This window comes from Flammeovirgaceae bacterium (genome assembly GCA_015180985.1).
Lineage (GTDB): Bacteria > Bacteroidota > Bacteroidia > Cytophagales > Cyclobacteriaceae > UBA2336.
This window is the reverse complement of sequence record CP054185.1, coordinates 559,633-584,757: the sequence shown is the minus strand read 5'-3', so window position 1 is coordinate 584,757 and position 25,125 is coordinate 559,633. Positions and strand designations below refer to the sequence as shown.

Here is a 25,125-nt window from a genome sequence, read left to right as displayed (position 1 = left end):
TTCTGCAAAAAAGCCCTGTTTCTTACACGGCACAAGTATTGGCATAGGTACGCGAAACTGAAACGTAATACCTATGAAAAAGATAGTTCTGCTGCTGGCCCTTAGCCTTCTTCTGGCCACAGCCATGTCCCTGTCAGCGGCTGCAGTAATACCCAGCAAGCATGAAGAGGTAGTTGATATCGTCAACACCAAATACAAAAACCTGTTTGTATTCAAAGCTGAAAGAAAATTAATCGGTGCCAGGGTTGAGGTGTACTCGATGAATGGCGACCTGGTAACGGCTCAGCGACTGCACCGGAGAAAAATGATTATCGACTTCTGTGATGTGAAGTTTGGTGAATACACCATCCGTATTACGAAAGGAAATGAGAAACAGGAGTTTCATTATGTAAAGAAATAATTCCGCCCGAGCGGATTAACAGCAACACCAACGTGGGGTTGGTTTTAATCGGGTTAAGGTCGTTCCGAAATTTCGGAATGGCCTTTTCCTTTTTTATAGGCTATCAGCCAAAGGCCGGCAAACGTAATGAGGCCATTAATGATAAGAATTTCAATGCTGATGACATATCCATTGAACCATGTTGGTGCGTTAAGGCTGAGTATATACGATAGAATTGGGGATGATACGCAGACGACCGGAACCAGGTTATCGCGTACCCGGTAACGGGTAAATAATCCAAATGTGAAGAGCCCTAAAAGCGGCCCATAGGTATAGCCGGCAACACCGAGTACAGCATCAATTACCGCCCGGTTGTTTACTTCTTTAAAGATTAGAATGATAAGAAGGAACAGCAGTGAAAACCCAATGTGTACATAAAACTTCTGACGCTGTTTAACCTGTTCATTCTTATCCTTAAAATTCAGGAAATCGATGCAAAACGAAGTGGTTAATCCGGCCAGGGCCGAATCCGCACTGGCATACGAAGAAGCCGTTATACCGAGGATAAAAAAAATGCCAACCAGCAATCCGAATTCATTCAGGGCCAGTCGCGGAAAGAGTTCATCGGATACGACCGGAACAGGCAGGTTATTTTTTGTGCTGTAGATGTACAGCAGTGCGCCAAGCGTGAGAAACATCAGGTTAACAACAACAATAATGTTGCTGAGCCAGAACATATTTTTCTGTGCATCTTTCAGGGTTCGGCAGGTTAAATTTTTTTGCATGATTTCCTGATCCATGCCCGTCATCGTCAGCGCAATGAAGGCTCCGCCAAGAAATTGCTTCCAGAAGTAGAGGGGTGAGTTCACATCATCAAAGTAAAATACGGTGGCATACTTGCTTTCACGGATGGTTTGCACCATTTCGCCAAACGACAAATTAAGCCGCGTGGCCACCTGCCAAACCGAGATAGCCACAGCTGATACAAGAAAGAATGTTTGGAACGTATCCGTCCAGACAATGGTTTTAATCCCTCCGCGAAAGGTGTAAATCCAGATCAGCACAATGGTAGTGGCTACGGTAACAAAAAACGGAATGTTCCAGGCATCGAACAGAAAGAGTTGAAGCACGGTTGCTGCCAGGTACAGGCGAAGGGATGAACCGATGGTACGTGAAACCAGGAAGAAGAAAGCCCCTGTTTTGTACGACCAGAAACTGAATCGTTGCTCAAGGTAGGTATAGATTGAAACGACATTAAGCCTGTAGTACAGCGGCATCAGCACACCAATGATTGCCCAATAGCCGAGCACATACCCCAGCACCACCTGGAAATACCCGAACCCGATTTTGCCTACGTTCCCCGGAACGGAAATGAACGTTACCCCCGAAAGCGAAGCGCCAATCATACCAAAAGCCACCAGGTACCAGGGCGATTGCCGGTTGGCTGTGAAAAAGGTGTCAGTCGTGGCGCCTTTGGAAGTGAAATACGAAATTAGAATAAGAACCAGGAAATAAACGCTGATGATGGAGATAATAAAGGCCGGTGACATGGTGCAAAGAATGGGTAATTCAGTTGAATTTCAAATTTTGGCGTAAAAACCCATATGGGGAATTGCCTTAACTATTTTAATTTTGCAGCGACATGATACGCGCAGGCACTGTAACACGGGAACAGGAATTGGTTGATGTGCTTGAAGTTGTTGAAACTACCGACTTGCTCGACCTGGTAGTGTTTAACGATGACTTCAACACGTTTGACCATGTGATTGATACCCTCATTCGGGTTTGCCGCCATACGGTTGAGCAGGCCGAACAGTGCACCTGGATTATCCATCATAAAGGAAAGTGCACGGTAAAACACGGAACGCTTGCTGAACTCAAGCCGATGCGTGATGCTATTTGTGAAGCGGGAATTGACGCCCGAATAATCTAACACCTGTGGAATACTCCTCAAAGCTTATTGAAGAAGCTGTGAACCAGATTTCCCGGTTGCCGGGAATCGGTAAAAAAACGGCTCTGCGCCTGGTGCTGCACCTGGTTAAGGAAAAGGAGGAGTGCACCTTCTCGTTAACCGAGGCATTGAATAAGCTTCGTTCTGGTATCCGGTTTTGTGTTCACTGTCATAACATTTCCGATGCGGAGGTGTGCTCCATCTGTGCAGGCGTAAAACGCGACCGCTCGGTGCTGTGCGTTGTTGAAAATGCCAACGATGTGCTGGCCATTGAAAACACAGCCCAGTTTAACGGGCTCTACCATGTGCTGGGCGGAGTCATATCGCCCATTAACGGCATCGGACCTGGCGAACTGAAAATTGAGTCGCTTGTTAATCGCCTCAATCACGGTCAATCGGAGATCAGGGAGATAATATTGGCATTAAGCCCTACACTTGAGGGCGACACAACCGCTTTTTACATTCACAAACGCGTAAAAGATATTCCCGTTAAGGTAAGCGTTATTGCGCGCGGTGTGCCGGTCGGTGGCGAGCTGGAATATGCCGATGAAATAACACTTGGCCGCAGCATAACTGCAAGAACAATTTTCAACTAGCTCATGCATCTTTTGGGTTTCAACTTCCCGAATTAATCTCTTTCTTTGTTTTTACAACTCACCCAGCAATGAATAGCCTTTCCGATCGTATCAATGCCATTGAAGAATCGGCCACCCTGGCCATGGCGGCCAAAGCGCGCGAGTACAAAAACCGCGGGCTGGATGTAATCAACCTGAGTTTGGGCGAGCCCGATTTTAAAACACCGCAACACATTTGCGAAGCGGCCAAAAAAGCCATTGATGAAGGAAAGTATTTCGCGTACCCCCCGGTAGCGGGCTATCAGGATTTTCGCGAAGCGCTGGCGGCCAAGTACCGGAAAGAAAACAACGTTCCGTATAAAGCAGAGAACATGGTGGTGTCCAATGGCGCCAAGCAGTCCATTGCGAATGCCATGCTGGCGTTGCTCAACCCGGGCGATGAGGTGATTGTGTTTTCACCGTATTGGGTAAGCTACGATGCGCTTATCCGATTATCGGAAGCCACTCCGGTTATTGTAAAGGGAAGTATTGAAAATGATTTTAAAGTAACAGCCGGTCAGGTTGAAAAGGCGATAACCAAAAGAACAAAGGCGATTATTTTTTCTTCTCCGTGCAACCCGACCGGCTCTGTTTTTTCCCGCAAGGAAATTGAAGCCATTGCTTCGGTAGTATTGAGGCATGAAAACCTGTTGGTAATTGCCGATGAAATTTATGAACACATCAATTTCACCGGTGATTCGGTAAGCATTGCTTCCCTGCCGGGAATGTTTGAGCGCACCATTACGGTAAATGGGTTTGCCAAAGGGTATGCCATGACGGGCTGGCGTGTGGGGTATATCGGGGCGCCAAAATGGATTGCGGATGGGTGTAATAAAATTCAAGGCCAGCTTACGTCTGCCAATTGCTCCATTGCCCAGCGTGCTGCACTGGCGGCCATCACAGGCGATCAAGGCCCAACCCGCAAAATGGTAGAGGAGTACCGAAACCGCAGGGAGATCGTGTACAACCTGTTGAAGGAAATACCCGGTGTAAAGTCTAATTTCCCTCAAGGTGCTTTTTACTTCTTCCCTGATGTATCATCCTATTTTGGCAAGTCGGATGGCACCATTACCGTAACGAACGATTTTGACCTGTGCATGTATTTGCTGGACAAGGCGCACGTTTCGCTGGTCCCAGGCGGTGCGTTTGGCGATGACCGCTGCATCAGGCTGTCGTATGCAGCTTCAGAAAAGGAGTTGCGGGAGGCTTTAAAACGAATGAAGGAGGCTCTTCAAAAGCTCAGGTAATTTTTTAAACAGATACCGGGTTACTTCCCTGTACTTTTTTCACTAAGGGGTAAAAACTCCATGAGCCGCTCACTTAATTTCCAGTTAGGTCTGCTTCATTTTGCCCATTTGCTGATGAGTGCAGATGGTAAGATTGATGAACAGGAAAAAGCAATGTTGGAACGTATCCGAAATGAAGAGGAAATTCCACACACACTATACACCTACTTTTTGAATGTAGCATCACGGCTATCCGAGCAGCAAAGCTACAGAACAGGCGTTGAGCGACTTAATCAATGCGATGAGGAGGAAAAGCTGAGTGCTTTTGTACACCTGTACCGACTTGCCCAGGCTGACGACCGGATGGACATGAAAGAGGTGAGGTTTCTGCTGTACTCGCTGAAACAGACAAAGATTGAGTTTGAAGATGTGATGCTGAGCGCCAGGCTATCCGGTGCAGGTTCTGTAAATCAATTGCACAAACGGGTGGCTTAACTCAGTACTTCCTTTAACACCTGCACCGATTTAAACTCACCCAGTGAATCCATGTGGGTTTTGTAAAACCGCAGAAGCCAGTCTAAAATATCCCTGCGTTGCACAAGGCTCAATTCCAAGTGGTCCTGGTAATCGCAGGTTACCAACTTGCCGATTAAGGAGAGGAGGGTTTCATCGGCATGCCTCCCGCCTGTAATATCCGTTGTTGAATATGCCCCAAACCCAAGCAGGCGACTAAGCCGTACCAGGAACACCAGGTGGAAATTTTCGAATCCGGATTTCATTTCATCGAGCGTAATCAGTGAGCCGGATAGAAAATCAAATAATTCAGGGGCGTGGCTTTCATCCTTAACTGTTTTGCTTACCAGCTCGGCTAAAAACAACACGATGGTTGATTTTTTAATGTTAGTTGAAATGGTTTGATAATGGTATAAACATTTTACTTCTTTAAGCCGCATGATGTTGCCATGTTCCTTATGATACGCAACCAGGTCAAGAAGTGTTAACGGCTGATACAGGGCCATCTTTCCTTTAGCCGAAGCACTGCGCACTCCGTTAACGATATACGACTGTAATCCAAAATGCTCAGTAAAAATGGTAACGATGATGGAGGTTTCCCTGAACCGGGTAAATCGAAATACGATGCCTCGCGTTTTCTGCAGCACAGCAATTCAGTTAATAACAGCGATTTTTCCAATCATGCTTTCGCTCCCGTCCTGCGAAATGGCAATAACCAGGTAAATACCCGTTGATGCCCTGCGGCCCGAGACATCCCGCACATTCCAGGTAGCAGTGCTTCCGTTGGCCTGCGTTTGCCATACCAACCGGCCGGATACATCGGTAATCTTTACCGTGGCATCGGTGGCGAGGCCGGTAATTCCAACTGTGCCTGTAAATGTGGCCGTTACCGGGTTTGGAAATATTTTGATGTTGGAAAAAGAAGGTGTACCTGCAGTGGCATCGGACCGGTAAGAAACAATACCTGCATCGGTTGCAAAAAACACTTCACCGGTTGACGGATGTATTTCAATGGCATTGATTTTATCAGACAGCAGCGGGCTGTTTGATTCATTGAAGTGCAGAAGTTGTGTTTCGCCAAACTGATCGAATAACCAAACACCCCGTTCGGTACCAATCCATTTCCGGTTTCCACCATCAACAGCAATGGCGGTCGTTTTTTCATCGTTAAGGAGTACCCTTCCATTCACTAGCGGTTTTACCGAATTGATGTTTCCGCTGAATATTCGCGAAGGATCAGGAAAATAAGCAACACCCGCATCCGTGCCCACCCAAACTGCACCGTTGCGATCGTTTGCCAACGCATACACTTTGCGACTGGGCAAAGCGCCTGCGCCCGGGGCTTCCGTTAAATAAACATGCTGATTGGTTGACTTGTTGAAAACAAGAATGCCTCCGGCTGATGGATTGAGCATCATCCAAACCTGGCCCAGGTTATCAACCAGCAGGTTAACCGGGTACTGCGCTGCACTTACCGGAAAGGAGAACGACTGCCACGTGTTATCCGGCTTAAGCAGGTGCAGCGGCTGCGGGGCATTGTAATTGGCAACCCACACCCCTTCGGCTGAAGACGCAATGGCCGAAACCCGGCTGTTGGTTAACGGACTGTTGCTGCTGTTAAAAATGGTAACGGTGTTGGTATGTACCTGAAGCCCCAGGGTAAAGGATGATACATAGGTTTTGTCAGCAGAAAAGTCAACGCCTGTAACATCCTCTTGAAAATAGTCTGGCAGGGTATTCCAGTTGCCCAAACTAAAGTAGTTTACGTATTCAGTTTTTCCGGCTGGTGTAAAATCAGGCTTAAAGCCACCGGCCAGTGCGTACACCGTACCGGAAAAGTGCTTGAGCCTGAAGCTGCCTGAGAATGAAGGGCCATTGGGATTGGACGTCTGAAAGGTTCCGCTGGTGTTCGATACAAGCCCATTCCGGCCGTCACCAATCCACAATTTTCCACTACTATCTTCCACAGCGCATAGTGGTTTTTGAGTAAGACTATTGGTTACCTCCGTCAGGACACCGGCACTGCTGATTTTCCATACCTGTGAAGAAGTTGTGATCAACAAATCAGTGAAAGAAGAAAGGCTTGTAAAGTCTTCGTTTTGTAAAAAGATTTCTTTTGTCCAGATTCCGTTAACATAGTTGTAAATCCCATCACCATTAATTGCCGCATATACTTTGGTATTGAAATAAGTGATTGATTGAACTGCATTGTTAAAACTGCCCTGGTTAAAACGTTTCCAGTTGTTAAAATCCATCAGGTTGTCATCCAGATCACCGGCAATCACTCCGTTATCAGTAGCCAGAAAAATGCTGTCGGTTTTAAAGGTGCTGCCGAAAATTTTCAGTTGCGAGCCACTTACCCCGAGGTCGCGCCAGGTTTCTTTGATTTCCAGACGGATAAGATCAAATACCACCACGCCAAAGTCGGTTGCCAGGTAAGCATAGGGTTGTTGAATGCTCACCTGATTTATTCGCTTGGAGCCGATAATAGTTGGTGAGTTTTTCAGTGCATTGAAATTGATAATCTCGTTTTGTTTTACAATGTCAAGGTTGCCGTCAGCATAGCCAACCACTACTTGATTCCGGTTGTTATCAAAGGCCATCGCAGTAATGCCGGTTCCGCTAAGCCCATTAAGTTTATTGAGTGAAGTGATCGATCCGTCAGCCCGATCAACAATACTAATTCCGTTGAAAGTGGCCCCATAAATTTTTGATGAGCTTTGTGTGATGGAGTGAATTGAATTATAAGAAATGTGTGTACGCCAGGTACCGAGGGGTATTTCCTGGGCAAAAACCTTTACCGTAAACAGAAGGATGCCGGTAAAAAACCAACTCTTGTTATTCTTGTATTTTTGGCGGCTCATTTTTTCTTTTCCTCATGCCCTCATTAAAACTGCTGCGGCTGCGGGCTTCGTATTGTGCCTTTTCACCGAGCAGAACCTGCTGGTTGTGCTCGGTAAGCCTGAACGAAAACGAAGCAAGCTCTCCGGTTTGTGCGCAGATGGCATGGACTTTTGTTACAAACTCGGCCACCGCGAGCAGGTTCGGCATGGGACCGAAAGGTTTGCCCTCAAAATCCATATCCAGCCCGGCTACGATAACCCGTTTGCCGCTGTTAGCCAGTGTGTTACAAACCTCCACGATGGCCTCATCAAAAAACTGGGCTTCATCAATACCCACTACATCGCAATCACCGGCCAGCAGCAAAATGTCGGAAGCAAAGTTTACGGGAGTCGAACGGATGGCCCGCTCGTTATGCGATACAATGTTTTGCTCGTGATACCGCTTATCGGTAACCGGTTTAAATATTTCCACATGTTGCCGGGCAATCAGTGCACGGTTAAGTCTTCGGATAAGTTCTTCGGTTTTACCCGAAAACATACAGCCGCAGATCACTTCAATCCAGCCGGCCCGGCCGGGGGGATTGTTTTTATGAAGTTGCGGTTCGATAAACATGGTGCAATTTAGTGAGTACAGGCTTTAGTTTATCGGTAGCGACTAACTTCTGAAGGAGGAGGTAAAAGTTCCATCAAAATCTTACCATATTGCATGGCGGAGATATACCTGCCTTGCTATTTTTGACGTTAAACCCTGCTAACGGTTGATACCTTATGGATGAAAAAATCAGTCTGGAAGCTATAGCCCTGTACAGCGATGCGTTTGCAGAAAAGGTATTGGCAAAATTTTTTGATAAAAAAGAGCGTATTACCGGTAAGGAAATCCTCTCGCTGTGCGAGGTGCAGCAGGTAAACCTGTTTGTTATCCGCGAGTTATTCCGCCTGTGGCGTGATGAAACAAAAAAACTGAAAAGCCCCTATTTTGATTACGAGCACCAGGAGGTTAAAGAAGCCCTGGAACAATACCTGGGCGTTTTATCGCAACATATTTCCATTGATCGCGCCCACTTTGCACCCTTGCTGAAGAAAGCGGTAAGTGCAACGCTGCTGGTGATTTTTAATCCGTATGATTATTTCTCGGTGCTGATCTCGGGTGTCAACAATAAACTGGAGGTAGCTGCATTCCGGGACGAGATCAAATACCTCAAAATCAATAAAGCTCCGCTCGAAAAACTTGTTCAACAACTCGAGGATCGGAACGTGACTGCAATTTCGGGCAACGAAGCGTTTGCCATGTTGGATCAGATTCTGGAAGCAGTAAACTTTACACCCGAAGATGTGGAGCCTTTCTTTGAGCAATTCAGCAAAATTGAAAAATTAAACCCTGAGGGTTTTTATGTAAAAAAAGCAGAGCCGGCACCAAAACCGGTTGATAAGCCGGCACCGACCAAGACAAGGTCTCAAGAAGAAAAAAAGCAAAGGGCCACCCTGGCTGATAATTTTCAGAAGATTGATAAAATCAAAGACCGGCTGACAATCAATCAGAAATTCATGTTCACCAAAGTGCTGTTCAATGGCGATTTCGAATTGTTCAGTAAAGCTGTTGATGACATTGACCGGCAGGATTCTATAGCCGGGGCGCTTAAATACATCAGCCAGTTTGAGGACTCATGGGACAGGGAGAGCGATGAATACCTTGAGTTTATCGAGATCATCGAGAAACGGTTTGGCTGATCAGGAATTTCTAGCCCATTTTTCAATTACGTCCGGGTAGTGCCGGTATTCCAGTTCGTGTACTTTAGCGGCAATCTCTTCGGCTGTTTCAGTGCCTGTTAATTTAACCCGTGCCTGAAGCAAAATTTTCCCTTCATCGTATCGCTCATTAACCAGGTGGATGGTAATGCCAGTCTCCTTTTCACCGGCAGCCTTTACAGCCTGGTGCACGTGCATGCCGTACATGCCCTTGCCTCCATACCGGGGCAGCAGGGCCGGGTGGATGTTAATGATTCTTCCGGCATAGGCTTTTACCAGGTAATCGGGCACCAGCCACATAAAGCCGGCCAGCACCAGGTGGGTGATTTTCTTTTCGGTGAGCCAGTTCAACACTTCATGCGACTCCTTAAACTGGTGACGATTAAATACAAAAGTCGGTACGTTAAATTTTTGTGCGCGCTGCAGCGCATAGGCGTGCGGATTATTACTGAGTAATGCGGCAACGGCAACCAGCGGATGATTTGCAAAATGCGTCATAATCGCCTCGGCATTCGTGCCGCTGCCGGAAGCAAAGATGGCCAGCCGTTTTTCGTGTGTGGAGTTGTCGGAACCGGACAGTTGTGTTTGCATAGAATAAGAACTAAACAAGAGCCATGCTTAAAATTCCGAGCAGCAGAATCACTTTGCAAAAACTACTCAGCCACCCGAAATCGCGCATGGTATCAGCCCGGGCCAGGCGCGACACCAGCCAGGCCAACGGAACGAACAGGAACATTATAAAATAAATCATCTCTAACTTTACATAAGCGTAGTTGATAAACAAGACACTTAATGCAAACAGGGTTATAAGTGTATATAGAAATATTTTTGTTTTGCGAATTCCCCAAACGATGGGAAGTGTTTTGCATCCATACGTATTATCGCCTTTTAAATCTTCCATGTCTTTGATAATCTCACGAATCAGCGTCATAAAAAATGCAAAGACCGCGTAGATAATTACCAGCAGGTTGGGTGTATGGTACAAAATGTTAATCACCGCAATGGAAAGTCCGGTTAATACTGAAACGGCCAGGTTGCCCACAAATGGTAATCGCTTCAGCAGACTGGAATAAAACCACAATAAAACCACCGAAAAGATATTAATTGCGACAATCCAGTATGACAATAAAAAACCCAGCGCAATGCCGGCAAACGAAAGTGCTGCGTGCAGGATGATGGCAAACCTGCGGTGAATGAGCCTGCCCACCACCACCCGGCCGGGCCGGTTGATGATGTCTATTTTCATATCGTAATAGTCGTTGATCACGTACCCCGCTGCGGCAACCATGGTGGTTGAGACCGCCAGTATAAACAACCGCCAGTCCGGCAGGGTATGGCTGCCGATAAGAAAATAAGCCGTAAAATACTGAGCAAGTGCCAGAATAATCAGGTTCCAGGCCCGTGTCAGGCGCAGTAATGATTCAGCAAGGGCTTTAAAGGAGGTCATGGCCGGAGAGAACAAAAGTAAGCACAGCCCCGGCCATTTCCTTACACACTTTAAGATTACCGGCTAAAAGAGTTGCTAAAATTTTATGTGCAGCATGGCCATAAAATGCCGGCCGGCCTGTGGGTAAAAATACGCGGTTCCGTAATAAGCGTAACCATTGGCCGCATACTCCACATTAAGCACATTATTTACCAACAGGTTAACTTCCATACCGAATGTTTTAAATGGAGTACGAAAGTTTAAACGCAAATCATTTACAAAATAAGCATCCAGTTTAAGCGATTCGTTTCCGGTATTGTCAAGAAATTGCCCGCCAACATATTTGCTTAAAAGCGATGCAGTAACTATCCGGTTGATTTGCCAGGAAAGCTGGCTGCCGGCAACGAAATTGGGTGAAAGAATAATTGGAGTGTTGCGTGTAATCAAATCGTTGTTGCTGTTGGTAAACGTATAGTTGCGGTTCATGTTTTTACTGAGCGTTGTGTTAACATTCCACGTAAGCGCCTGATTTAATCGAATAACTGAAGATACTTCAATGCCGGTGCGGTAGCTGCTGCCCACGTTGGCGCGGATGGGATAGCCCGCGTTGTCGAGCTCACCGGTAAGCACCAGTTGGTCTTTATAGTTCATCAGGTAATAATTTATTTCGAGGGTATACCGTGTTAATCGTTTACGCCAGCCGGCTTCCAGGTTGCCAAGTCGTTCAGGTTTAGGCTTGTTGTCGTTTTCCAGGTAATCGGTGCGGTTCGGTTCACGGTGGGCGATGGCATAGGAAGCATACAGCATGCTCTGATCAGCCAGCGTGTAGCTAATACCAGCTTTCGGATTAAAGAAATTGAAGGTTTCATTTACAGCATAACTGCTTTGATCATCGCGCAGCCCCGCTGTTTTGTAAAATACGTGCCTGTACTGCAAGTCGATAAATCCATTTACCCGGTTTGTTATATCGTAATGTAGTTTAATGTACCCGTTGAAATCATTCTTTAAGGAGGAGCCGTTGTAATAGGTGTAGTTGGTAGAAGGAACTGCATCGGCAAACTGGGCCCAAAGCAGCTTGCCGAAGTGGCGCGCGTGGCCGTATTGATTCAGTGCACCACCGATAATCAGGTTGGTGCGATCCTTTTCGTAATTAAATGAGAAGGTCGTGCCGTAAAAATGGTTATCGAGCCACCGCTGTACCACCACATCCATGGCTGAAATAGTAGTATCGCCAACGGTGTAATCGGGCAGGCCCAGGTATTTCAGCGAATCGCCCTGGTGGTATTCTTCATAAAAACCAAATCCACGGGTATAATGAAGGGCCATATTGGCATTCCAGTACGGATTCAGTTTTTGTGAAACATGCAATTGGTAATGATGTTGTGTGTAATCGTCTACCTGGTTTTCGTAGTACCGCACCACATTATAGTTTTCATCATAAATCGCACCGGCATAATTAAACCGCCTGTTTAATTTCATGGTTGCTTCATCCAGCCCGTACCACGACTGGTACGTAACCTCATTACCGCCAAAAACAAGGGCCTTAACCAGCGTATTTTTTCCGTGATAGCCCGCGCTAAGGAAATACGAACCCAAATCAGAGGAGGCGCGCTCCACGTAGCCGTCAGAAGTAATCCTGGAAAGCCGGGCATCAAAAGCCCAGCGATTGTTGAGTAACCCTGTGCCGGATTGAAATGTATAGCGTTGGGTATTAAACGATCCGGCCGAAACAATGGCCTCGGCATACGGCTCAGCTTTTAATGTATTGGTCTGTAAATTTACGGTGGCACCAAATGCACCTGCGCCATTGGAAGAAGTGCCGACTCCCCGCTGGATTTGGATGCTCTGGGTAGATGAAGCAATATCAGGTATGTCAACCCAAAAGGTGCCCTGCGATTCGCTGTCGTTATACGGAATGCCGTTGATGGTTACATTAATGCGGGTGGCATCGCTTCCGCGGATGCGCATGCCGGTATAGCCAATGCCGTTACCGGCATCGGAGGTGGTAACCAGCGAGGGTGTCCAGTTGAGTAACAGGGGTAAATCCTGTCCGAAATTTTGCTGCTGCAATTCTTCTTTTGAAACAGTAGTAAAAGTAGTCGGTGTTTTTTCGCCCGCCCGGGTGGCTACGATAATCACCTCATCGGTAAGGAGGGTTGCTTCAGCTAACGCGATAAGCAACTCTTCCTCGCCTGGTTTTACCGTTACCTGTTGCGTTTCATAACCAACAAACCGAATCTCAAGCGTAACTGCTTTTTCATTCGATTGGACGATACTGAAATAACCATCACCATCGGTTACGGTTGTTAACCGGTCACTCAACCGTGTAACGGTGGCGCCCGCCAGGGCGGTTTTGGTTTTGGCGTCTTCAACTTTGCCGTGAATACGGTGTTGGGTGTATGCACCGCTGCCTGCCAGCAGCATGCAAACAACTGCAATCTTTTTTATCATGTTTAACTGGTTTAAGCCTGCCGCACACAGGGGAATGTGCCGCTTACATTAAACCGTCCTGCATCAGGACTTTGCCTCCCTTCGGCCGCATTACCGGCATCAGGTTCTATGGGTATAATCTCAGCCCGTTATTTTAAGGCACCCCTTGGTGCAAAGGTAATCATCTGTATTCTGATTTCTGCAGGGTAAGTTCTATTTTTGGCCATGCTTACGGCTCAGGTTAATAACCGCACCTTTTCGCTGGCCTCCTCGCCTGACGGCCTGCTTGTTAATGGTGAAAAACTGGATTGGGATGTTGTTGAAATCAGCGTAGGGTATTTTCATATTATTCACAACAACCAAAGCTACCGAGCAGAGGTAGTGAAGGCCGACCCGGCAGCCAAGGCGTTCACCATTAAAATCAATGGCACCAAGTACGAAGTGATGGTTAAGGATCGCTTTGATTTACTGCTGGAAAAACTAGGCATGAACAGTGCTTCGGCCGGTGCGCTGCATTCCATCAAAGCGCCCATGCCCGGGCTAATTGTGGACCTGAAGGTAGCTGTTGGCGATACAGTCCATACGGGTGATGCGCTGCTCATCCTGGAAGCCATGAAAATGGAAAATGTACTAAAGGCCTCCGGACCGGCCACTGTTAAAACCGTTAAGGTAAAAAAAGGCGACAGCGTGGAAAAAGGGCAGGTGCTGATTGAATTTGGCAGCTGATGTGTTTTTTGATGCATGCTGCATTTCTGAATATATTGCCGGGATTTTAGTCAGCATTCTATGAAATACAAGCGCATCCTGCTCAAACTTAGCGGAGAGGCCCTGCAGGGCTCCAACAAAGAAACCCACATCGACCCGGCCATGCTTGAGCAATATTCCGAAGAAGTTAAGCGTGTAAAGGAGAAAGGCGTTGAACTGGCGATTGTGATAGGAGGCGGAAATATTTTTCGCGGTGGCGAAGCCGATGTATTGGGCATTGACCGCGTACAGGGCGATTACATGGGTATGCTGGCAACCGTTATCAATGCCATGGCCCTGCAAAGTGCGCTTGAACGACACGGACTGTACACCCGGCTGATGTCGGGTATTAAAATGGAGCAGGTTTGCGAGCCGTTTATCAGGCGCAGGGCAATCCGCCACCTCGAAAAGGGGCGGATTGTTATTTTCGGGGCAGGCATCGGCAACCCGTATTTCACTACCGATTCCACCGCCAGCCTGCGGGCTATTGAAATACAGGCCAACGTGGTACTGAAGGGGACACGCGTAGATGGTGTGTACAATAAAGATCCCGAAAAATTTAACGATGCCGTCAGGTACAGCAAACTGTCGTTTCAGGAAGCTTATGAGAAAAACCTCAACATCATGGACATGACGGCCTTTACCCTGTGCATGGAAAACAAATTGCCGATAATCGTTTTCGATATGAATAAGAAAGGTAACCTGCTGAAAGTAGCCATGGGCGAAGAAGCCGGCACCCTCATCAGTTAGGTTTATTTTCAGCGCACAGTGTAATTTGTACGTAGTGTTGTTTCGATAGAAAACCGTTTTGTTATGGAAGAAATTGAAATGTACCTTGAAGATGCCAAAGAACACATGATGAAGACCCTTAACCATGTGGGGCATGAGCTAACGAAAATCCGAGCGGGCAAAGCCAACCCGGCTATGCTCGATGGGGTACAGGTTTCTTATTATGGCACCATGACACCGCTAAACCAGGTGTCGTCAATGACTACACCCGATGCACGAACCATCTTTATCAAACCCTGGGAGAAGAACCTCATTCCTGAAATTGAAAAGGCCATCCGCGATGCCAACCTCGGTCTTAATCCGCAAAATGACGGCCAGCAGGTAATTGTTAACATACCGATGCTAACCGAAGAAAGACGCAAACAACTGGTAAAACAGGTTGGGCACGAGTGCGAGCAGGGCCGGATCAGCATCCGTAACATCCGCAAAGAAACCAACGAACACCTGAAGAAGATAAAAGGCACCAGCGAAGATGATATTAAAGATGCCGAAGCCACAGTACAGAAATTTACCGATGAGTTTATAGCCAAGATTGACGCCTTGATGAAGAAGAAGGAAAGTGAAATTCTAACTGTTTAAACATGGAAGACCAGGGCTTTGTAAGTCGTGCGAAAACGGCAACCATGAAATTCGTTAAACGCTTACTTCTAATTTTACTGGGTCTGGGCCTGGCGGTGACGGTGTTTATGTATTTTGGCGTTTTTGAACGTGGAGTAATGGCCGGCAAAGTTTTGCGCATTGCCGAGAAGGGCGTAATCTTTAAAACCTACGAGGGCCAACTCAGTCGCGAAGCATTCGGCTCACTCAAAGGAACCAGCCCGCTTGCCGAAACCTATGATTTTTCGGTTGAGTCCAGCGAAGCCGAAGTGCTGAAAGAACTGCAGGCCGTGGCGTTAACGGGCGAACGAGTGAATCTTCATTTTGTAAAACGCTACATGAAATTTCCGTGGCGTGGCGATACCCGGGTGTTTGTTACCCGTGTGGAACGAGGCCCGCAGCCATGAGGCAGATAGCCTTTTTAGTTTCACTTATTTTTAGTTTTACTGTTGCCGGAGCGCAACAAAAAATCAATTACCCCAAGGGTGCTTCGCTGATAAAATTATACCTGAAGAACGGAGAGCAGTACACCGGTATACTGATGGATGCCGGTGACACCGGAATGACGATAGCCCGTCTTTCCAACCTGGCCGATACAGAAGAATTTACCCCGGATGAAATATATCGATTAGAAATCCGAAAAGTTAACAGTGTGAAACGCAATACCCTCATTGGTGCAGGCATTGGCTTTACGCTTGGTTTTGCTATTGGCTGGGATGAGTTTAACACCGGCAGCGGTACCAACATTAATCAATTGGGGCATGCCGCAGGAAGCGGTTTGCTGGGCGCTTTTGCCGGAGGGTTTATCGGGTTTATTACGGGCACAGCAACAAAAACTTTTTATATACTGGGCAACCCTGATCAGTACAAAAGCCTGCTGCCGAAACTACACCGGTATAAACCGGCTAATGATGAAAGCTGATACAATTATTGTTTACGGTTCGTACGGCTATACCGGCCGGTTGATTGTGGAGGAATGCCGCAGGCGCGGACTTAATGCTATTTTATCGGGCCGCGATGGCCGGCAGTTAGCTGAACAAGGGGCCGAAACGGGTTATCCGGTCCAATCGGTTGCGTTATCGGATACAAAGGCACTGCATGCCCTGCTTGAAAGAGGAGCTGTGGTTATTCATTGTGCGGGCCCGTTTCAGTTTACCGCCCGACACATGGTGGAAGCCTGTTTGAATACCGGCACCCATTACACCGACATTACCGGTGAATACCAGGTGTTTGATAAGATTTTCAGTTACGCTGAGGCTGCAAGGAATAAAGGTATTATGCTGATGCCCGGCACCGGCTTTGACGTGGTGCCATCGGATTGCCTGGCGCTTTACCTCAAAGAAAAACTCCCCACGGCCACCAGTCTGCAACTTGCATTTGCCTCGTCAGGCGGATTTTCAAGGGGTACTTCCAAAACCATGGTTGAAGGACTTGGTTACGGAAGCACCATCCGTAAAGAAGGCAAATATGTAACCCTTAAAACTGCTGAAAAGGTTTTGGATGTTGACTTTGGGCCGTTTACAAGCAAGGCGGTGTGCATTCCCTGGGGTGATATTGCCACCGCCTGGCGCAGCACCGGCATACCCAACATTGAAGTATATGCCGGTGTGAGCAGCAAAACTATCCGGTTTCTGAAGGCAAGTAATTTTTTAAACCCGTTGCTTGGTCAACGGTGGGTGAAAAATTTCCTGCAACGACAGATTGAAAACCAGCCGCCCGGGCCTTCGGCTGAAAAGCTGGCCACGGCCCGCAGCTATTTATGGGGCCGCGTGAAGGACGATGCCGGAAATGAATTACATGCCCGTATACAAACGTTAAACGGTTACATGCTTACCGCCAAAACCAGTGTACTGATTGCAGAGAAAATTCTTAATAAAAATTTAAACCCCGGCTTTCACACTCCGGCTATGGCGTATGGGGCAAATCTGATACTGGAAATAAGCGGAACTACCCGCACCGGCTGAAGTAATTTTTGACCGGTTTTAAACTTTTATCTACTTTCGGCAATACAACATTTCAATTACTATGAAACGCATCGTCTTTAGTTTTGCATTGCTTCTTTTCACGGTCTACACATTTGCTCAGTGTAACGATTTTTATGTACTGGCCGATGGAACTACCTGGACCTATGAAAATTATAACGGTAAAGGCAAACCAGTTGGTAAAAACGAACAGAAAGTAACGGCCTATCAGGCAGCAGCGGGCGGGTATAAGGCTACCATCCATACCGTTGTGTTTAATGAAAAGGGTAAAAAACTTACCGAGGCTGATCTGGACGTTAAATGTGAGGGTGGTGTTTTTATTATGGATATGCGCAGGTTTATTCCGCAGGAACAGCAAAAGGCGTTCGATTCGTATGAACTGAAATTTGAAACCGAGAACCTGGAACTGCCCTCGAAACTTTCGGCCGGGCAGTCTTTAAAAAACGGTTCGGTTACGATGACAGCCGTGGGGAGTCCGATACCGATGAAAATTACAGTAAACATTACCGATAGGAAGGTGGAAGGGAAGGAGACGATTACCACACCAGCCGGAACGTTTGAGTGCTGGAAGATTTCCGGTAAGTCAAGCACGCAGATGCAAATGGGTGTTGCCATGAACCTGAATTTTTCTTCGGTTGAATGGTTTGCCGAAAAAGCGGGCATGGTCAAATCGGAGGCGTACGATAAGAACGGCAACCTTGCATCATACACATTGCTGGTAAGCCGGCAGAATTAAATGTGATAAACCCACTCCTTGTACTGACCATCGCGCGGATTGAAATCATCGCGTTTAAAAAAGTGTTGGTCTGTCACCTCCGCTTCTGCGATCTCGTCAAGTTGCAGGTTGCGGTAGCCGGCCGTGGCACCGGCTTTGGTAAAGCCGCGCTCCTGCCAGCACACCACTACCACCTGGTTGCGTGTGGTGCGGCAAATACCGTACGGATGAACAATACGCGGTAAAGGCTCATGCAGCATTTGGATGCGGCAGGTCAGTTTTTCTTCCGAGGCACGCCATAGTAATTCGGTTGTTTCATCCATGGTGTATGGTGATTGTAGAAGGTTGTTCTTTAGTTAATTTTCCAATCGGCTGCAGCCCTTGTACGCCAAATCTCTGCTCGAAGGTATTTTTGTATTCCGCCTGCACACAAATCAACAAGCCTCCGCTTGTTTGCGGGTCGCACAGGGTTAGTAACGATTCACTTCCGATGCCGTTTACCTTCGACTGAAAACTTTGCCAGTTACGCATGGTGTTGTCAGGGTAAATCATTCTAGCAGTGTAATCCGAAAGTTGGTTGATAAGCGGAATTTTGGTGTAATCAATCTCGGCCGATACTCCGCTGCTTTCACACACTTCCAGCAGATGGCCCAGTAATCCGAAGCCGGTAACATCGGTCATGGCCGTAACCGCCTGGATTTCGCCCATTTTTTCACCCAGCGTGTTTAACTGTGTCATTACACGTACGGCTTCTTCCACATCTGCGGCAAGGGCCTGCCCGCGTTTTTGGGCAGTGGTTATAATACCGGTTCCAAGCGGTTTTGTAAGGTAAAGTAAATCGCCTGGTTTAGCGGTATTGTTACGTTTCAGGTTTTGCTTTTTTACAGTTCCTGTTACAGCCAGGCCAAAAATCGGTTCCTGGCTGTCGATACTGTGCCCACCGGCCAGCGGAATGCCGGCCTGCTCACACATTGATCGACTGCCTTTTAGTACCTGCTGTGCTGCTTCTACCGGAAGTTTGTCAACCGGCCAGCCCAGGATGGCCAGCGCCATCAGCGGTGTGCCCCCCATGGCATACACATCGCTTAATGCATTGGCCGATGCAATAGCACCAAACGTAAACGGGTCATCCACAATAGGCATAAAAAAGTCGGTGGTGCTGATGATGCAGGTTCCATCGGTAAGTTCATATACGGCTGCATCGTCTTTCGTTTCATTGCCCACCAATAAGCGGGAGAATGATGAAGGTAGCTGGTATGATTGCAGAATTTCTTCAAGTACAGCCGGGGCAATTTTGCAACCACAGCCCGCTCCGTGCGAGAATAGCGTTAGTTTCATTTCGTTCATAGCAATTTAAACCACCTGGGCTGTTAATAAATTTTTCAAAATCAATTCTACATTTTTCCCATCCCAAGGTAATCGCCTGATAATCCGATGTTGTTTTCGCTCCAGTCCGTTTCGGTAGGCTTTGTCGTAATAGGTCAGCACAATATCAATGGTACTGTGCCAATCACCGGCCAGCAGTTTCTCTTTGGCCGCTTTGTAGTGTTGGCCGCCCAGTTTTTTAGTAATGCCGGTAAGGGCGTTCAGAAAATCAGTCGGATCGGATTGGCTGTATTCCGTTACCAGGCGATGCACCCGAACGGATTTATCAACATCAATTTCTATCACCGGGCTTGCGCTTAGGGTTTTCCAGAAGGCAAGTGGAAGAAATACCGTGCCTATGGCAATGGATTCATCTTCAATCCAGATTGGTCTGGTTGTATCCAGCGAAAGGATCACCTCAAACAGATCATTTTCAAATTGTTCGGTAGTAGGTTGGGGGGGCATCCGCAATCCGCCAAATACTGAGCCCTTGTGATGGGCGAGATGCTCCAGGTTAATCACCTGCTCACCGGCTTTTTCCAGTGCCCGAAGGATTTCGGTTTTACCGCTGCCGGTGAATCCGCCAATTACGATTAGTTTAAAGGGTAATTGAAACGAACCCTGCACCATGTTTCGGTACGCTTTGTAGCCTCCTTTCAATTGGCGGGTTTTAATACCGGCCATTTCCACAAAGCGGCTGAAAAACGTTGAGCGCATGCCTCCGCGCCAGCAATGAACAATCATTTCGTTGTTTGATGCAATTCTTTCAGCTTCGTTAACAATATCAACTAACCGCGGGCCTACCAGCCGGAAACCGGTTTTAATTGCTTCCGCTTGTCCTTTTTGTTTGTAATCTGTGCCCACGGCTGCCCGTTCGGTGTTGTTCAGCAACGGAATGTTAATGGCTCCGGGTATGTGTCCGTTATGAAATTCGCCTTCGCAGCGGACATCCACTACGGGCAGTAATTTACGGAGCGATAAGAATTCTTCGGGCGAGATGACCACGCCTTGAAGTTAGCATGATCAGATCATCTGCCAAAAACTGCTTGTTAATTATCGGAGAACCGGACAGCCAGGTTGGTGGCGATGCCAAACCGGAATCCGTACGACTGGTATTTTCCATCCTGAAAAGCCACGGCTGCCTCAATCCGGAAGAAGCGCAGGATGCCATTGATACTGTAGCCGAGTTCGGTGTAGTTTCTGGAGGTGGGGGTGGCCAGGTAATTCACAAAAATATTTTCGCGGATGCCCAGCATGCGTACTTCGTAAATAGATGACACCAGGAAACGCCTGAACTGGTAATGCATATTGGCGATAAGGTATTTATCAGCCGTACTGTGTATATAATAGTCGAGCAGGCGGAAACTTCCAATCGGGTCGGTGGTGGCCAATGGCGTGCGGTTACCTAAGAAGTGTTTGAAATCAATAAACGCCAGGCTGTCGGCATTTAAAAAAGCTCCGCCCCGCAGTGCCAGGTGCATGCGGCCGCGTACGCCAATGCCAAATTCATGGCGTCCGCCAATTTCTATCCGGTCGAAATCCAGTTCACTTTGCAGGCCGGTGAACCCTTTTTCGTAATACAGGTTGAAGGTGGGTGAGGAATTTTCGATTTCAGCTTTTCTTCCGTTACGGATGCGGTATTTCAGCCAGGGCCGTGCCGAAAGACCAACCGATCCGATAAAGGCATAATGTTCAGCAAAGCCTGTGTTTATAAGTTCGGCATTAACGGGGGCATTAGGTGTGTAGTCTTCAATTTTATCGCGGTCAATCCATTTATAGTTTGTGGTGTTGAAAAGTTCCCTGCGCTGTGCCCATGACCAGGTTGTTTCGGCTGAATATTTTGGTGAGAAACGCTTTCGATATGACAGCGCGATGAAATCGCGCTCATATATTTTCATCCAGTTTTGTTCTAAAAAAAGAGTTGTAAATGTGTTGACTACCGGCAGTATGGGTTCATCGGCATTGAATTGCCGTATGTACCGGCCTCCTTCCAGTTCAAACCGGTGGTTTCGGTTGCGTATCTGAAGACGCAGCGTACCGCTGGCGGTTTCTCTTGAAAACGCATACCGGAACGTGGGCCTGATGTTGATGTGTGTGCGGTTTGTATCCTGAACGATGATGCCATAGTTCAGGCGGTAAATCAGGTTGAATCCTTCCACCGTGTTAAACCAAACTTGAGGGAATTCAATTTGCAGGTTTGAATGTTTTGAGATTTTATAATAATCGCCAACGATAAGGTCCCACGGCTGAAAGCCTTTTTTGTTCTTTTGAGCCCGTTTAATTGTATCGCCCTCTTCGCGTTTCTTTTCTTCGATGGCGATGCTATCAGTGATTTTGTAACCCTTTACTTCTTCGAGGGTTAAGGGCACCGGCCGGATGAGTGACCAATAGGCCGAATCTTTTTTATAAGCACCACTATCCACCTTAAACGAAGTGTTGTAGAGCACTTCCGGTTCTTTTAGTTCTTTGCGTTCTTCTTTCTCGTATTCTTTCAGTATCGTTTTCAGTTCTTTCCGGGTAATCTCCTTACCGGAAGCCATCCGCTCCTGCAGTTGCTGGTTTTTCTGCCCGAATTTCTTTTCAATCTCTTTTGCCTGTTCTTTATGGAGTTTGTCATCAATTACTTCCATGGTTTCTACAACCAGTTCAGGATTAAGCATAATTTTATAGTCGCTTACAGTTGCCAGGTAGTTGTATTCAAACTCAAAGCCGAAAAAGCGGCCATCCACAACAAATTGTTGTGAAACGGGCAACCAGGCTTTATCATCAATCGGTGCATAAACTTGCTTCACCCCGATTTTTACTCCCAGCTTTGTTGTAATTACATCCAGGCTGTGGATGCTCCACCAGTCTTCTACAATGTAAATGGTTCCTTCAACTACATTGTCGCCCCGGCTGCGCGGGGTAACTTTTATGCGGCTGATGTCGTAGTTGCGATCTTTAAATGTGCCCTGGTATTCAAATTTATAATAGCCAAAAGCAGCGGGCGACAGCGGTGACACGGTTTCGGCAATCACGGGCTGGTAAAAACTGCCGAAGATGAATGCGTTGGGCGAAGTGTTGTTGTCTTTGCCATCGCTGCGGATGGAAATTACTTTTTCAGAGAATGTTGCAGGGCGCCTGTACCGGATTTCGCTGACGGATTCAGAGATAAACACGCGATCTTTTTTAATCCCTTCTTTTTCCAGGGCCTTTTTTGCCAGCCACGGGTAATCTTTTAGCTTACCTGCACCCTTTATATAAACACGTGCCGAAAAACTATCAATTTGTTGGGTATGGTACTTCGCTTTGGCGATGGCTTTGCGCATGATGGTATAGGCCGGGTCTTCATTACCCGATGAAATGGTAACCTGCTGCAACACGATTACCTGTTGCTTCATGACGATGTTAATCTCTTCAAATTTTTCAGCTACGGTTACCTGGCGCTCCTGCGTTTCATAGCCGAGGTATTGGTACACAATGTTATAGTTGCCGGGCGGAATGGATAATTCGTAATAGCCGTTTACGTTGGTGGTCGTGCCGGTTCCTGCTTGCTTTACATAAATAGTAGCGTAGGAAAGCAACGTTCCATCATCGGCTTTAACCGTTCCACGAATACCACCGGCAAAAAGCGGAGGAGTAAGCGCCAGCAAAAACCCCAGGCAGGTTAACCGGATGTTCCATGCTTGTGAGTAGACTTTTTGCATGCTGACCTGAAGATTGTAAAATTACCTGTCGGGTTGCTTACCTGTAAAAATTACGGGTGCGAATCATTTCTTCCACCGGATCGGGAACAAGATAACGCACGGATTGGCCTTTTCGGATGCAGTTGCGGATAAAGGTGGCAGATATGTCGATCATGGGCGCTTCGACCAGTTTAACGTTTGGGTGACGCTTTAGTTCTGAATTTGTTACGTTGGGTCTGGGGTAAACATACAACCCGTAATCCTTAAGTATTCTTTCGTAATTCTTCCAGCGGGTAAAGGTTTCCAGGTTGTCTTCACCGATAATTACTTTAAACTGCTTATCGGGGTGTTTTTCAGACAGGTGTACCAGCGTATGAATGGTGTAATTCGGTTTGGGCAGATGAAACTCCACATCCGATACTTCCAGTTTGTAGTTATCATAGGCGGCAGCGCGCACCATGTCATACCGGTCAAAATCATGCAGTAAACCTTTGCTGGGTTTCAGTGGGTTTTGAGGTGTTACAACGAACCACACTTTTTTCAGGTCGGTGGTTTCGGCCATGATGTTGGCAATGATCATGTGGCCGGTATGGATGGGGTTGAAGGAGCCGAAGAAAAGACCGATTTTCATTTGGTTACTTCTTCTTGAATTCCTCGTAGAGCTGCTGGGCTTTGGCCAGCGATTTGTTCAAATCCTCATTAACCAGTACTACATCAAACTTATCCTGAAATGTCATTTCGAATTTTGCCTTGAACAGGCGTTGCGACAGGCTGCCGTGCGATTCGGTACCCCGCATTTTTAATCGTTCTTCCAGAACTTCCAGCGATGGAACTTTTACAAAGACAGCCAGGGCCTTGTTGCCAAAATATTTTTTCAGGTTCAGTCCGCCTTTTACGTCTACGTCAAAGATTACATTTTTACCTTCTTTCCAGATGCGCTCAATTTCTGATTTCAGCGTGCCGTAGTAGTTTCCTTCGTACACTTCTTCCCATTCTATAAACTCATCGTTATCTATTTTCTTTTTGAATTCTTCGGGCGTAAGAAAGTAATAGTCTTTTCCGTGTTGTTCGGAACGCCCGCGTTTGTCGCGCGTAGAAGCCGAAATCGAAAACCCAAGATCGGAATTGTTTTGCAGCAGGTGTTTTACAATGGTGGTCTTACCGGAACCGGAGGGTGCAGAAAAGATTAACGCTTTGCCGGCCATTAATGCGGGGTATTGTGGCTGATTTGATTTTTAATTTTTTCAATCAGGTCGGGCGGGGCGCCATGGCCGTTGCATTTTTTTTGAAGCAGGGCCTTGATGGCCATTTCCAGTTCGTAGCCCTTATAGCAAGGCATGCACTCTTCCATGTGTGCTTTAAACTGTTGTTGCTGTTCGGGGGTGGCTTCACCATCAAGGATTTTCTGAAGCATTTCCCTGCAGTTGATAGCCTTGGAGGGATCGGATGAGTCGGGAGGTTTTGGCATACGCTTACGTGTTTTTGTAACCCATTTTTCTGGCGTAATCGGTTAGCTTTTCTTTCAGCAGGTTGCGCGCCCGGTGCAGGCGGCTGCGCACCGTTCCGATTGGAATATCGAGAATCTTGGCCATTTCATCGTATTTAAAACCTTCCAAATCACACAGGATAATCACCGTTCTGAAGTCAACATCCAGCGAGTTAAGGGCATTGGAGATCTCATCGCCAATCATATCCTGCAGGGCCTCAACACGCAAATCCGGTGTAATCTGCCGGTTTACATCATCCGAGTTATAGTACGTTTCAACCTCCTGGTAATCTACCTTCGAAGGCTCCTTGCTCTTCTTGCGGTAGTCGTTAATGAAGCTGTTTTTTAAAATCCGAAACAGCCAGGCTTTGGCATTAGTTCCTTGCTGGAAGGAATCAATGAAGCGGTAGGCCTTTAAATAGGTGTCCTGAACCAAATCGCTTGCATCATCGGCATCCAGCGTAAGCCGGTAAGCAAAATTGTGCATGGAGTTTATATGAGGCATAAACTCAGAATGGAAGATGCGGTGCTTCTCCGTTTCACTGTAGTGCTGGCTGATGGGTTCTTCCATGGGCTTCAAAAGTAGCAACTTCTTTAGATAAATTATAAATAAAAAAGTCGCTGCCCGCGGGCAACGACTTTAAGTAAGGGGCA

The 25,125-nt window shown here is 47.0% G+C and carries 28 protein-coding genes and 1 riboswitch; of the genes, 13 read left to right on the top strand and 15 right to left on the bottom strand.

Annotated features, from left to right (window positions below):
• Window positions 1–73: 73 nt before the first annotated feature.
• A complete protein-coding gene (locus HRU69_02820; GenBank protein QOI96481.1) occupies window positions 74–400 on the top strand; it encodes a hypothetical protein in 327 nt (108 codons plus the stop codon).
• Window positions 401–453: 53 nt separating this feature from the next.
• Here HRU69_02820 and HRU69_02815 read toward each other — a convergent pair whose 3' ends face one another.
• Window positions 454–1,929 carry a sodium:solute symporter gene (locus HRU69_02815; GenBank protein QOI96480.1) on the bottom strand — a complete coding sequence of 492 codons (1,476 nt, stop codon included), beginning with the start codon at window positions 1,927–1,929 and terminating at the stop codon, window positions 454–456.
• Window positions 1,930–2,021: 92 nt separating this feature from the next.
• Here HRU69_02815 and HRU69_02810 point away from each other — a divergent pair, with 92 nt between their 5' ends.
• From HRU69_02810 to HRU69_02795, 4 genes are all read left to right on the top strand, one after another.
• Complete coding sequence (locus HRU69_02810) at window positions 2,022–2,312, top strand: ATP-dependent Clp protease adaptor ClpS (protein ID QOI96479.1); 291 nt, start codon at window positions 2,022–2,024, stop codon at window positions 2,310–2,312.
• A 5-nt stretch (window positions 2,313–2,317) separates the two neighbouring features.
• Window positions 2,318–2,926, top strand: a complete 609-nt coding sequence (recR, locus tag HRU69_02805) for a recombination protein RecR (protein ID QOI96478.1) — start codon at window positions 2,318–2,320, stop codon at window positions 2,924–2,926.
• A gap of 68 nt (window positions 2,927–2,994) precedes the next feature.
• Window positions 2,995–4,191: a pyridoxal phosphate-dependent aminotransferase gene (locus HRU69_02800; GenBank protein ID QOI96477.1), complete on the top strand. Its 1,197-nt coding sequence runs from the start codon at window positions 2,995–2,997 to the stop codon at window positions 4,189–4,191.
• A 60-nt stretch (window positions 4,192–4,251) separates the two neighbouring features.
• Window positions 4,252–4,665 carry a TerB family tellurite resistance protein gene (locus tag HRU69_02795; protein QOI96476.1) on the top strand — a complete coding sequence of 138 codons (414 nt, stop codon included), beginning with the start codon at window positions 4,252–4,254 and terminating at the stop codon, window positions 4,663–4,665.
• On the opposite strand, the gene recO is transcribed toward HRU69_02795, so the two are convergent.
• Genes recO through HRU69_02780 form a run of 3 tightly spaced genes read right to left on the bottom strand, consistent with a single transcriptional unit; the run spans window position 4,662 to window position 8,139 of the window.
• Window positions 4,662–5,330 carry a DNA repair protein RecO gene (gene recO, locus HRU69_02790; protein ID QOI96475.1) on the bottom strand — a complete coding sequence of 223 codons (669 nt, stop codon included), beginning with the start codon at window positions 5,328–5,330 and terminating at the stop codon, window positions 4,662–4,664. The genes HRU69_02795 and recO overlap by 4 nt on opposite strands.
• 6 nt (window positions 5,331–5,336) lie before the next feature.
• Entirely contained in the window at window positions 5,337–7,547 is a 2,211-nt protein-coding gene (locus tag HRU69_02785; GenBank protein QOI96474.1) for a T9SS type A sorting domain-containing protein, read from the bottom strand.
• The gene (locus tag HRU69_02780; GenBank protein QOI96473.1) at window positions 7,522–8,139 is read right to left on the bottom strand and encodes a thymidine kinase; all 618 of its coding nucleotides are present in this window, start codon (window positions 8,137–8,139) and stop codon (window positions 7,522–7,524) included. The genes HRU69_02785 and HRU69_02780 overlap by 26 nt, the downstream gene beginning before the upstream one ends.
• A 155-nt stretch (window positions 8,140–8,294) precedes the next feature.
• On the opposite strand from HRU69_02780, the gene HRU69_02775 reads away from it, so the two are divergent.
• Window positions 8,295–9,254, top strand: a complete 960-nt coding sequence (locus HRU69_02775) for a hypothetical protein (GenBank protein ID QOI96472.1) — start codon at window positions 8,295–8,297, stop codon at window positions 9,252–9,254.
• Here HRU69_02775 and purN read toward each other — a convergent pair whose 3' ends face one another.
• The 3 genes from purN to HRU69_02760 form a co-directional block, all read right to left on the bottom strand.
• Complete coding sequence (gene purN / locus HRU69_02770; protein ID QOI96471.1) at window positions 9,255–9,863, bottom strand: phosphoribosylglycinamide formyltransferase; 609 nt, start codon at window positions 9,861–9,863, stop codon at window positions 9,255–9,257. It lies immediately after the preceding gene.
• Between the two features lie 10 nt (window positions 9,864–9,873).
• Window positions 9,874–10,719: a geranylgeranylglycerol-phosphate geranylgeranyltransferase gene (locus tag HRU69_02765; protein QOI96470.1), complete on the bottom strand. Its 846-nt coding sequence runs from the start codon at window positions 10,717–10,719 to the stop codon at window positions 9,874–9,876.
• Between the two features lie 75 nt (window positions 10,720–10,794).
• Window positions 10,795–13,149 (bottom strand): TonB-dependent receptor, encoded by a 2,355-nt coding sequence (locus HRU69_02760; GenBank protein ID QOI96469.1) that lies wholly within the window; start codon window positions 13,147–13,149, stop codon window positions 10,795–10,797.
• Window positions 13,150–13,208: 59 nt separating this feature from the next.
• A riboswitch (TPP riboswitch) is annotated at window positions 13,209–13,305 on the bottom strand.
• Window positions 13,306–13,353: 48 nt separating this feature from the next.
• Here HRU69_02760 and HRU69_02755 point away from each other — a divergent pair.
• From HRU69_02755 to HRU69_02725, 7 genes are all read left to right on the top strand, one after another.
• Window positions 13,354–13,854, top strand: a complete 501-nt coding sequence (locus tag HRU69_02755; GenBank protein QOI96468.1) for a biotin/lipoyl-binding protein — start codon at window positions 13,354–13,356, stop codon at window positions 13,852–13,854.
• A 60-nt stretch (window positions 13,855–13,914) separates the two neighbouring features.
• Window positions 13,915–14,622, top strand: a complete 708-nt coding sequence (locus tag HRU69_02750) for a UMP kinase (GenBank protein ID QOI96467.1) — start codon at window positions 13,915–13,917, stop codon at window positions 14,620–14,622.
• Between the two features lie 63 nt (window positions 14,623–14,685).
• Entirely contained in the window at window positions 14,686–15,240 is a 555-nt protein-coding gene (frr, locus tag HRU69_02745; GenBank protein QOI96466.1) for a ribosome recycling factor, read from the top strand.
• A gap of 2 nt (window positions 15,241–15,242) precedes the next feature.
• Window positions 15,243–15,665 (top strand): hypothetical protein, encoded by a 423-nt coding sequence (locus HRU69_02740; protein ID QOI96465.1) that lies wholly within the window; start codon window positions 15,243–15,245, stop codon window positions 15,663–15,665.
• The gene (locus tag HRU69_02735) at window positions 15,662–16,180 is read left to right on the top strand and encodes a hypothetical protein (protein ID QOI96464.1); all 519 of its coding nucleotides are present in this window, start codon (window positions 15,662–15,664) and stop codon (window positions 16,178–16,180) included. The genes HRU69_02740 and HRU69_02735 overlap by 4 nt, the downstream gene beginning before the upstream one ends.
• The gene (locus HRU69_02730) at window positions 16,170–17,222 is read left to right on the top strand and encodes a saccharopine dehydrogenase NADP-binding domain-containing protein (protein QOI96463.1); all 1,053 of its coding nucleotides are present in this window, start codon (window positions 16,170–16,172) and stop codon (window positions 17,220–17,222) included. Before HRU69_02735 ends, HRU69_02730 begins: the two co-directional genes overlap by 11 nt.
• 61 nt (window positions 17,223–17,283) lie before the next feature.
• Window positions 17,284–17,976, top strand: a complete 693-nt coding sequence (locus HRU69_02725) for a hypothetical protein (protein ID QOI96462.1) — start codon at window positions 17,284–17,286, stop codon at window positions 17,974–17,976.
• Here HRU69_02725 and HRU69_02720 read toward each other — a convergent pair.
• The 8 genes from HRU69_02720 to HRU69_02685 are packed head-to-tail and all read right to left on the bottom strand — an operon-like array spanning window position 17,973 to window position 25,042.
• Window positions 17,973–18,278, bottom strand: coding sequence for a hypothetical protein (locus HRU69_02720; protein QOI96461.1), 306 nt, complete (start codon window positions 18,276–18,278; stop codon window positions 17,973–17,975). The two genes, HRU69_02725 and HRU69_02720, sit on opposite strands and share 4 nt — an antisense overlap.
• Entirely contained in the window at window positions 18,271–19,302 is a 1,032-nt protein-coding gene (gene selD / locus HRU69_02715) for a selenide, water dikinase SelD (protein QOI96460.1), read from the bottom strand. Before selD ends, HRU69_02720 begins: the two co-directional genes overlap by 8 nt.
• A gap of 6 nt (window positions 19,303–19,308) precedes the next feature.
• Window positions 19,309–20,325: a tRNA 2-selenouridine(34) synthase MnmH gene (gene mnmH / locus HRU69_02710; protein QOI96459.1), complete on the bottom strand. Its 1,017-nt coding sequence runs from the start codon at window positions 20,323–20,325 to the stop codon at window positions 19,309–19,311.
• A 44-nt stretch (window positions 20,326–20,369) separates the two neighbouring features.
• Window positions 20,370–23,006 (bottom strand): carboxypeptidase-like regulatory domain-containing protein, encoded by a 2,637-nt coding sequence (locus HRU69_02705; protein QOI96458.1) that lies wholly within the window; start codon window positions 23,004–23,006, stop codon window positions 20,370–20,372.
• 37 nt (window positions 23,007–23,043) lie between these two features.
• Entirely contained in the window at window positions 23,044–23,616 is a 573-nt protein-coding gene (locus tag HRU69_02700; protein ID QOI96457.1) for a nicotinate-nucleotide adenylyltransferase, read from the bottom strand.
• 4 nt (window positions 23,617–23,620) lie between these two features.
• Window positions 23,621–24,190, bottom strand: coding sequence for a guanylate kinase (gene gmk, locus HRU69_02695; GenBank protein ID QOI96456.1), 570 nt, complete (start codon window positions 24,188–24,190; stop codon window positions 23,621–23,623).
• Entirely contained in the window at window positions 24,190–24,453 is a 264-nt protein-coding gene (gene rsrA, locus HRU69_02690) for a mycothiol system anti-sigma-R factor (GenBank protein ID QOI96455.1), read from the bottom strand. The genes gmk and rsrA overlap by 1 nt, the downstream gene beginning before the upstream one ends.
• Window positions 24,454–24,457: 4 nt before the next feature.
• On the bottom strand, window positions 24,458–25,042 hold the full coding sequence (locus HRU69_02685) for a sigma-70 family RNA polymerase sigma factor (GenBank protein ID QOI96454.1): 585 nt from the start codon (window positions 25,040–25,042) through the stop codon (window positions 24,458–24,460).
• Between the last annotated feature and the right edge of the window lie 83 nt (window positions 25,043–25,125).

Excerpts from the sequence above, each read along its gene's own strand:
- HRU69_02820 (QOI96481.1), top strand. The coding sequence starts at position 74 with ATGAAAAAGATAGTTCTGCTGCTGGCCCTTAGCCTTCTTCTGGCCACA.
- HRU69_02815 (QOI96480.1), bottom strand. The coding sequence starts at position 1,929 with ATGTCACCGGCCTTTATTATCTCCATCATCAGCGTTTATTTCCTGGTT.
- HRU69_02810 (QOI96479.1), top strand. The coding sequence starts at position 2,022 with ATGATACGCGCAGGCACTGTAACACGGGAACAGGAATTGGTTGATGTG.
- HRU69_02800 (QOI96477.1), top strand. The coding sequence starts at position 2,995 with ATGAATAGCCTTTCCGATCGTATCAATGCCATTGAAGAATCGGCCACC.
- HRU69_02795 (QOI96476.1), top strand. The coding sequence starts at position 4,252 with ATGAGCCGCTCACTTAATTTCCAGTTAGGTCTGCTTCATTTTGCCCAT.
- HRU69_02785 (QOI96474.1), bottom strand. The coding sequence starts at position 7,547 with ATGAGCCGCCAAAAATACAAGAATAACAAGAGTTGGTTTTTTACCGGC.
- HRU69_02780 (QOI96473.1), bottom strand. The coding sequence starts at position 8,139 with ATGTTTATCGAACCGCAACTTCATAAAAACAATCCCCCCGGCCGGGCC.
- HRU69_02775 (QOI96472.1), top strand. The coding sequence starts at position 8,295 with ATGGATGAAAAAATCAGTCTGGAAGCTATAGCCCTGTACAGCGATGCG.
- purN (QOI96471.1), bottom strand. The coding sequence starts at position 9,863 with ATGCAAACACAACTGTCCGGTTCCGACAACTCCACACACGAAAAACGG.
- HRU69_02765 (QOI96470.1), bottom strand. The coding sequence starts at position 10,719 with ATGACCTCCTTTAAAGCCCTTGCTGAATCATTACTGCGCCTGACACGG.
- HRU69_02760 (QOI96469.1), bottom strand. The coding sequence starts at position 13,149 with ATGATAAAAAAGATTGCAGTTGTTTGCATGCTGCTGGCAGGCAGCGGT.
- HRU69_02755 (QOI96468.1), top strand. The coding sequence starts at position 13,354 with ATGCTTACGGCTCAGGTTAATAACCGCACCTTTTCGCTGGCCTCCTCG.
- HRU69_02750 (QOI96467.1), top strand. The coding sequence starts at position 13,915 with ATGAAATACAAGCGCATCCTGCTCAAACTTAGCGGAGAGGCCCTGCAG.
- frr (QOI96466.1), top strand. The coding sequence starts at position 14,686 with ATGGAAGAAATTGAAATGTACCTTGAAGATGCCAAAGAACACATGATG.
- HRU69_02740 (QOI96465.1), top strand. The coding sequence starts at position 15,243 with ATGGAAGACCAGGGCTTTGTAAGTCGTGCGAAAACGGCAACCATGAAA.
- HRU69_02735 (QOI96464.1), top strand. The coding sequence starts at position 15,662 with ATGAGGCAGATAGCCTTTTTAGTTTCACTTATTTTTAGTTTTACTGTT.
- HRU69_02730 (QOI96463.1), top strand. The coding sequence starts at position 16,170 with ATGAAAGCTGATACAATTATTGTTTACGGTTCGTACGGCTATACCGGC.
- HRU69_02725 (QOI96462.1), top strand. The coding sequence starts at position 17,284 with ATGAAACGCATCGTCTTTAGTTTTGCATTGCTTCTTTTCACGGTCTAC.
- HRU69_02720 (QOI96461.1), bottom strand. The coding sequence starts at position 18,278 with ATGGATGAAACAACCGAATTACTATGGCGTGCCTCGGAAGAAAAACTG.
- selD (QOI96460.1), bottom strand. The coding sequence starts at position 19,302 with ATGAACGAAATGAAACTAACGCTATTCTCGCACGGAGCGGGCTGTGGT.
- HRU69_02705 (QOI96458.1), bottom strand. The coding sequence starts at position 23,006 with ATGCAAAAAGTCTACTCACAAGCATGGAACATCCGGTTAACCTGCCTG.
- HRU69_02700 (QOI96457.1), bottom strand. The coding sequence starts at position 23,616 with ATGAAAATCGGTCTTTTCTTCGGCTCCTTCAACCCCATCCATACCGGC.
- gmk (QOI96456.1), bottom strand. The coding sequence starts at position 24,190 with ATGGCCGGCAAAGCGTTAATCTTTTCTGCACCCTCCGGTTCCGGTAAG.
- rsrA (QOI96455.1), bottom strand. The coding sequence starts at position 24,453 with ATGCCAAAACCTCCCGACTCATCCGATCCCTCCAAGGCTATCAACTGC.
- HRU69_02685 (QOI96454.1), bottom strand. The coding sequence starts at position 25,042 with ATGGAAGAACCCATCAGCCAGCACTACAGTGAAACGGAGAAGCACCGC.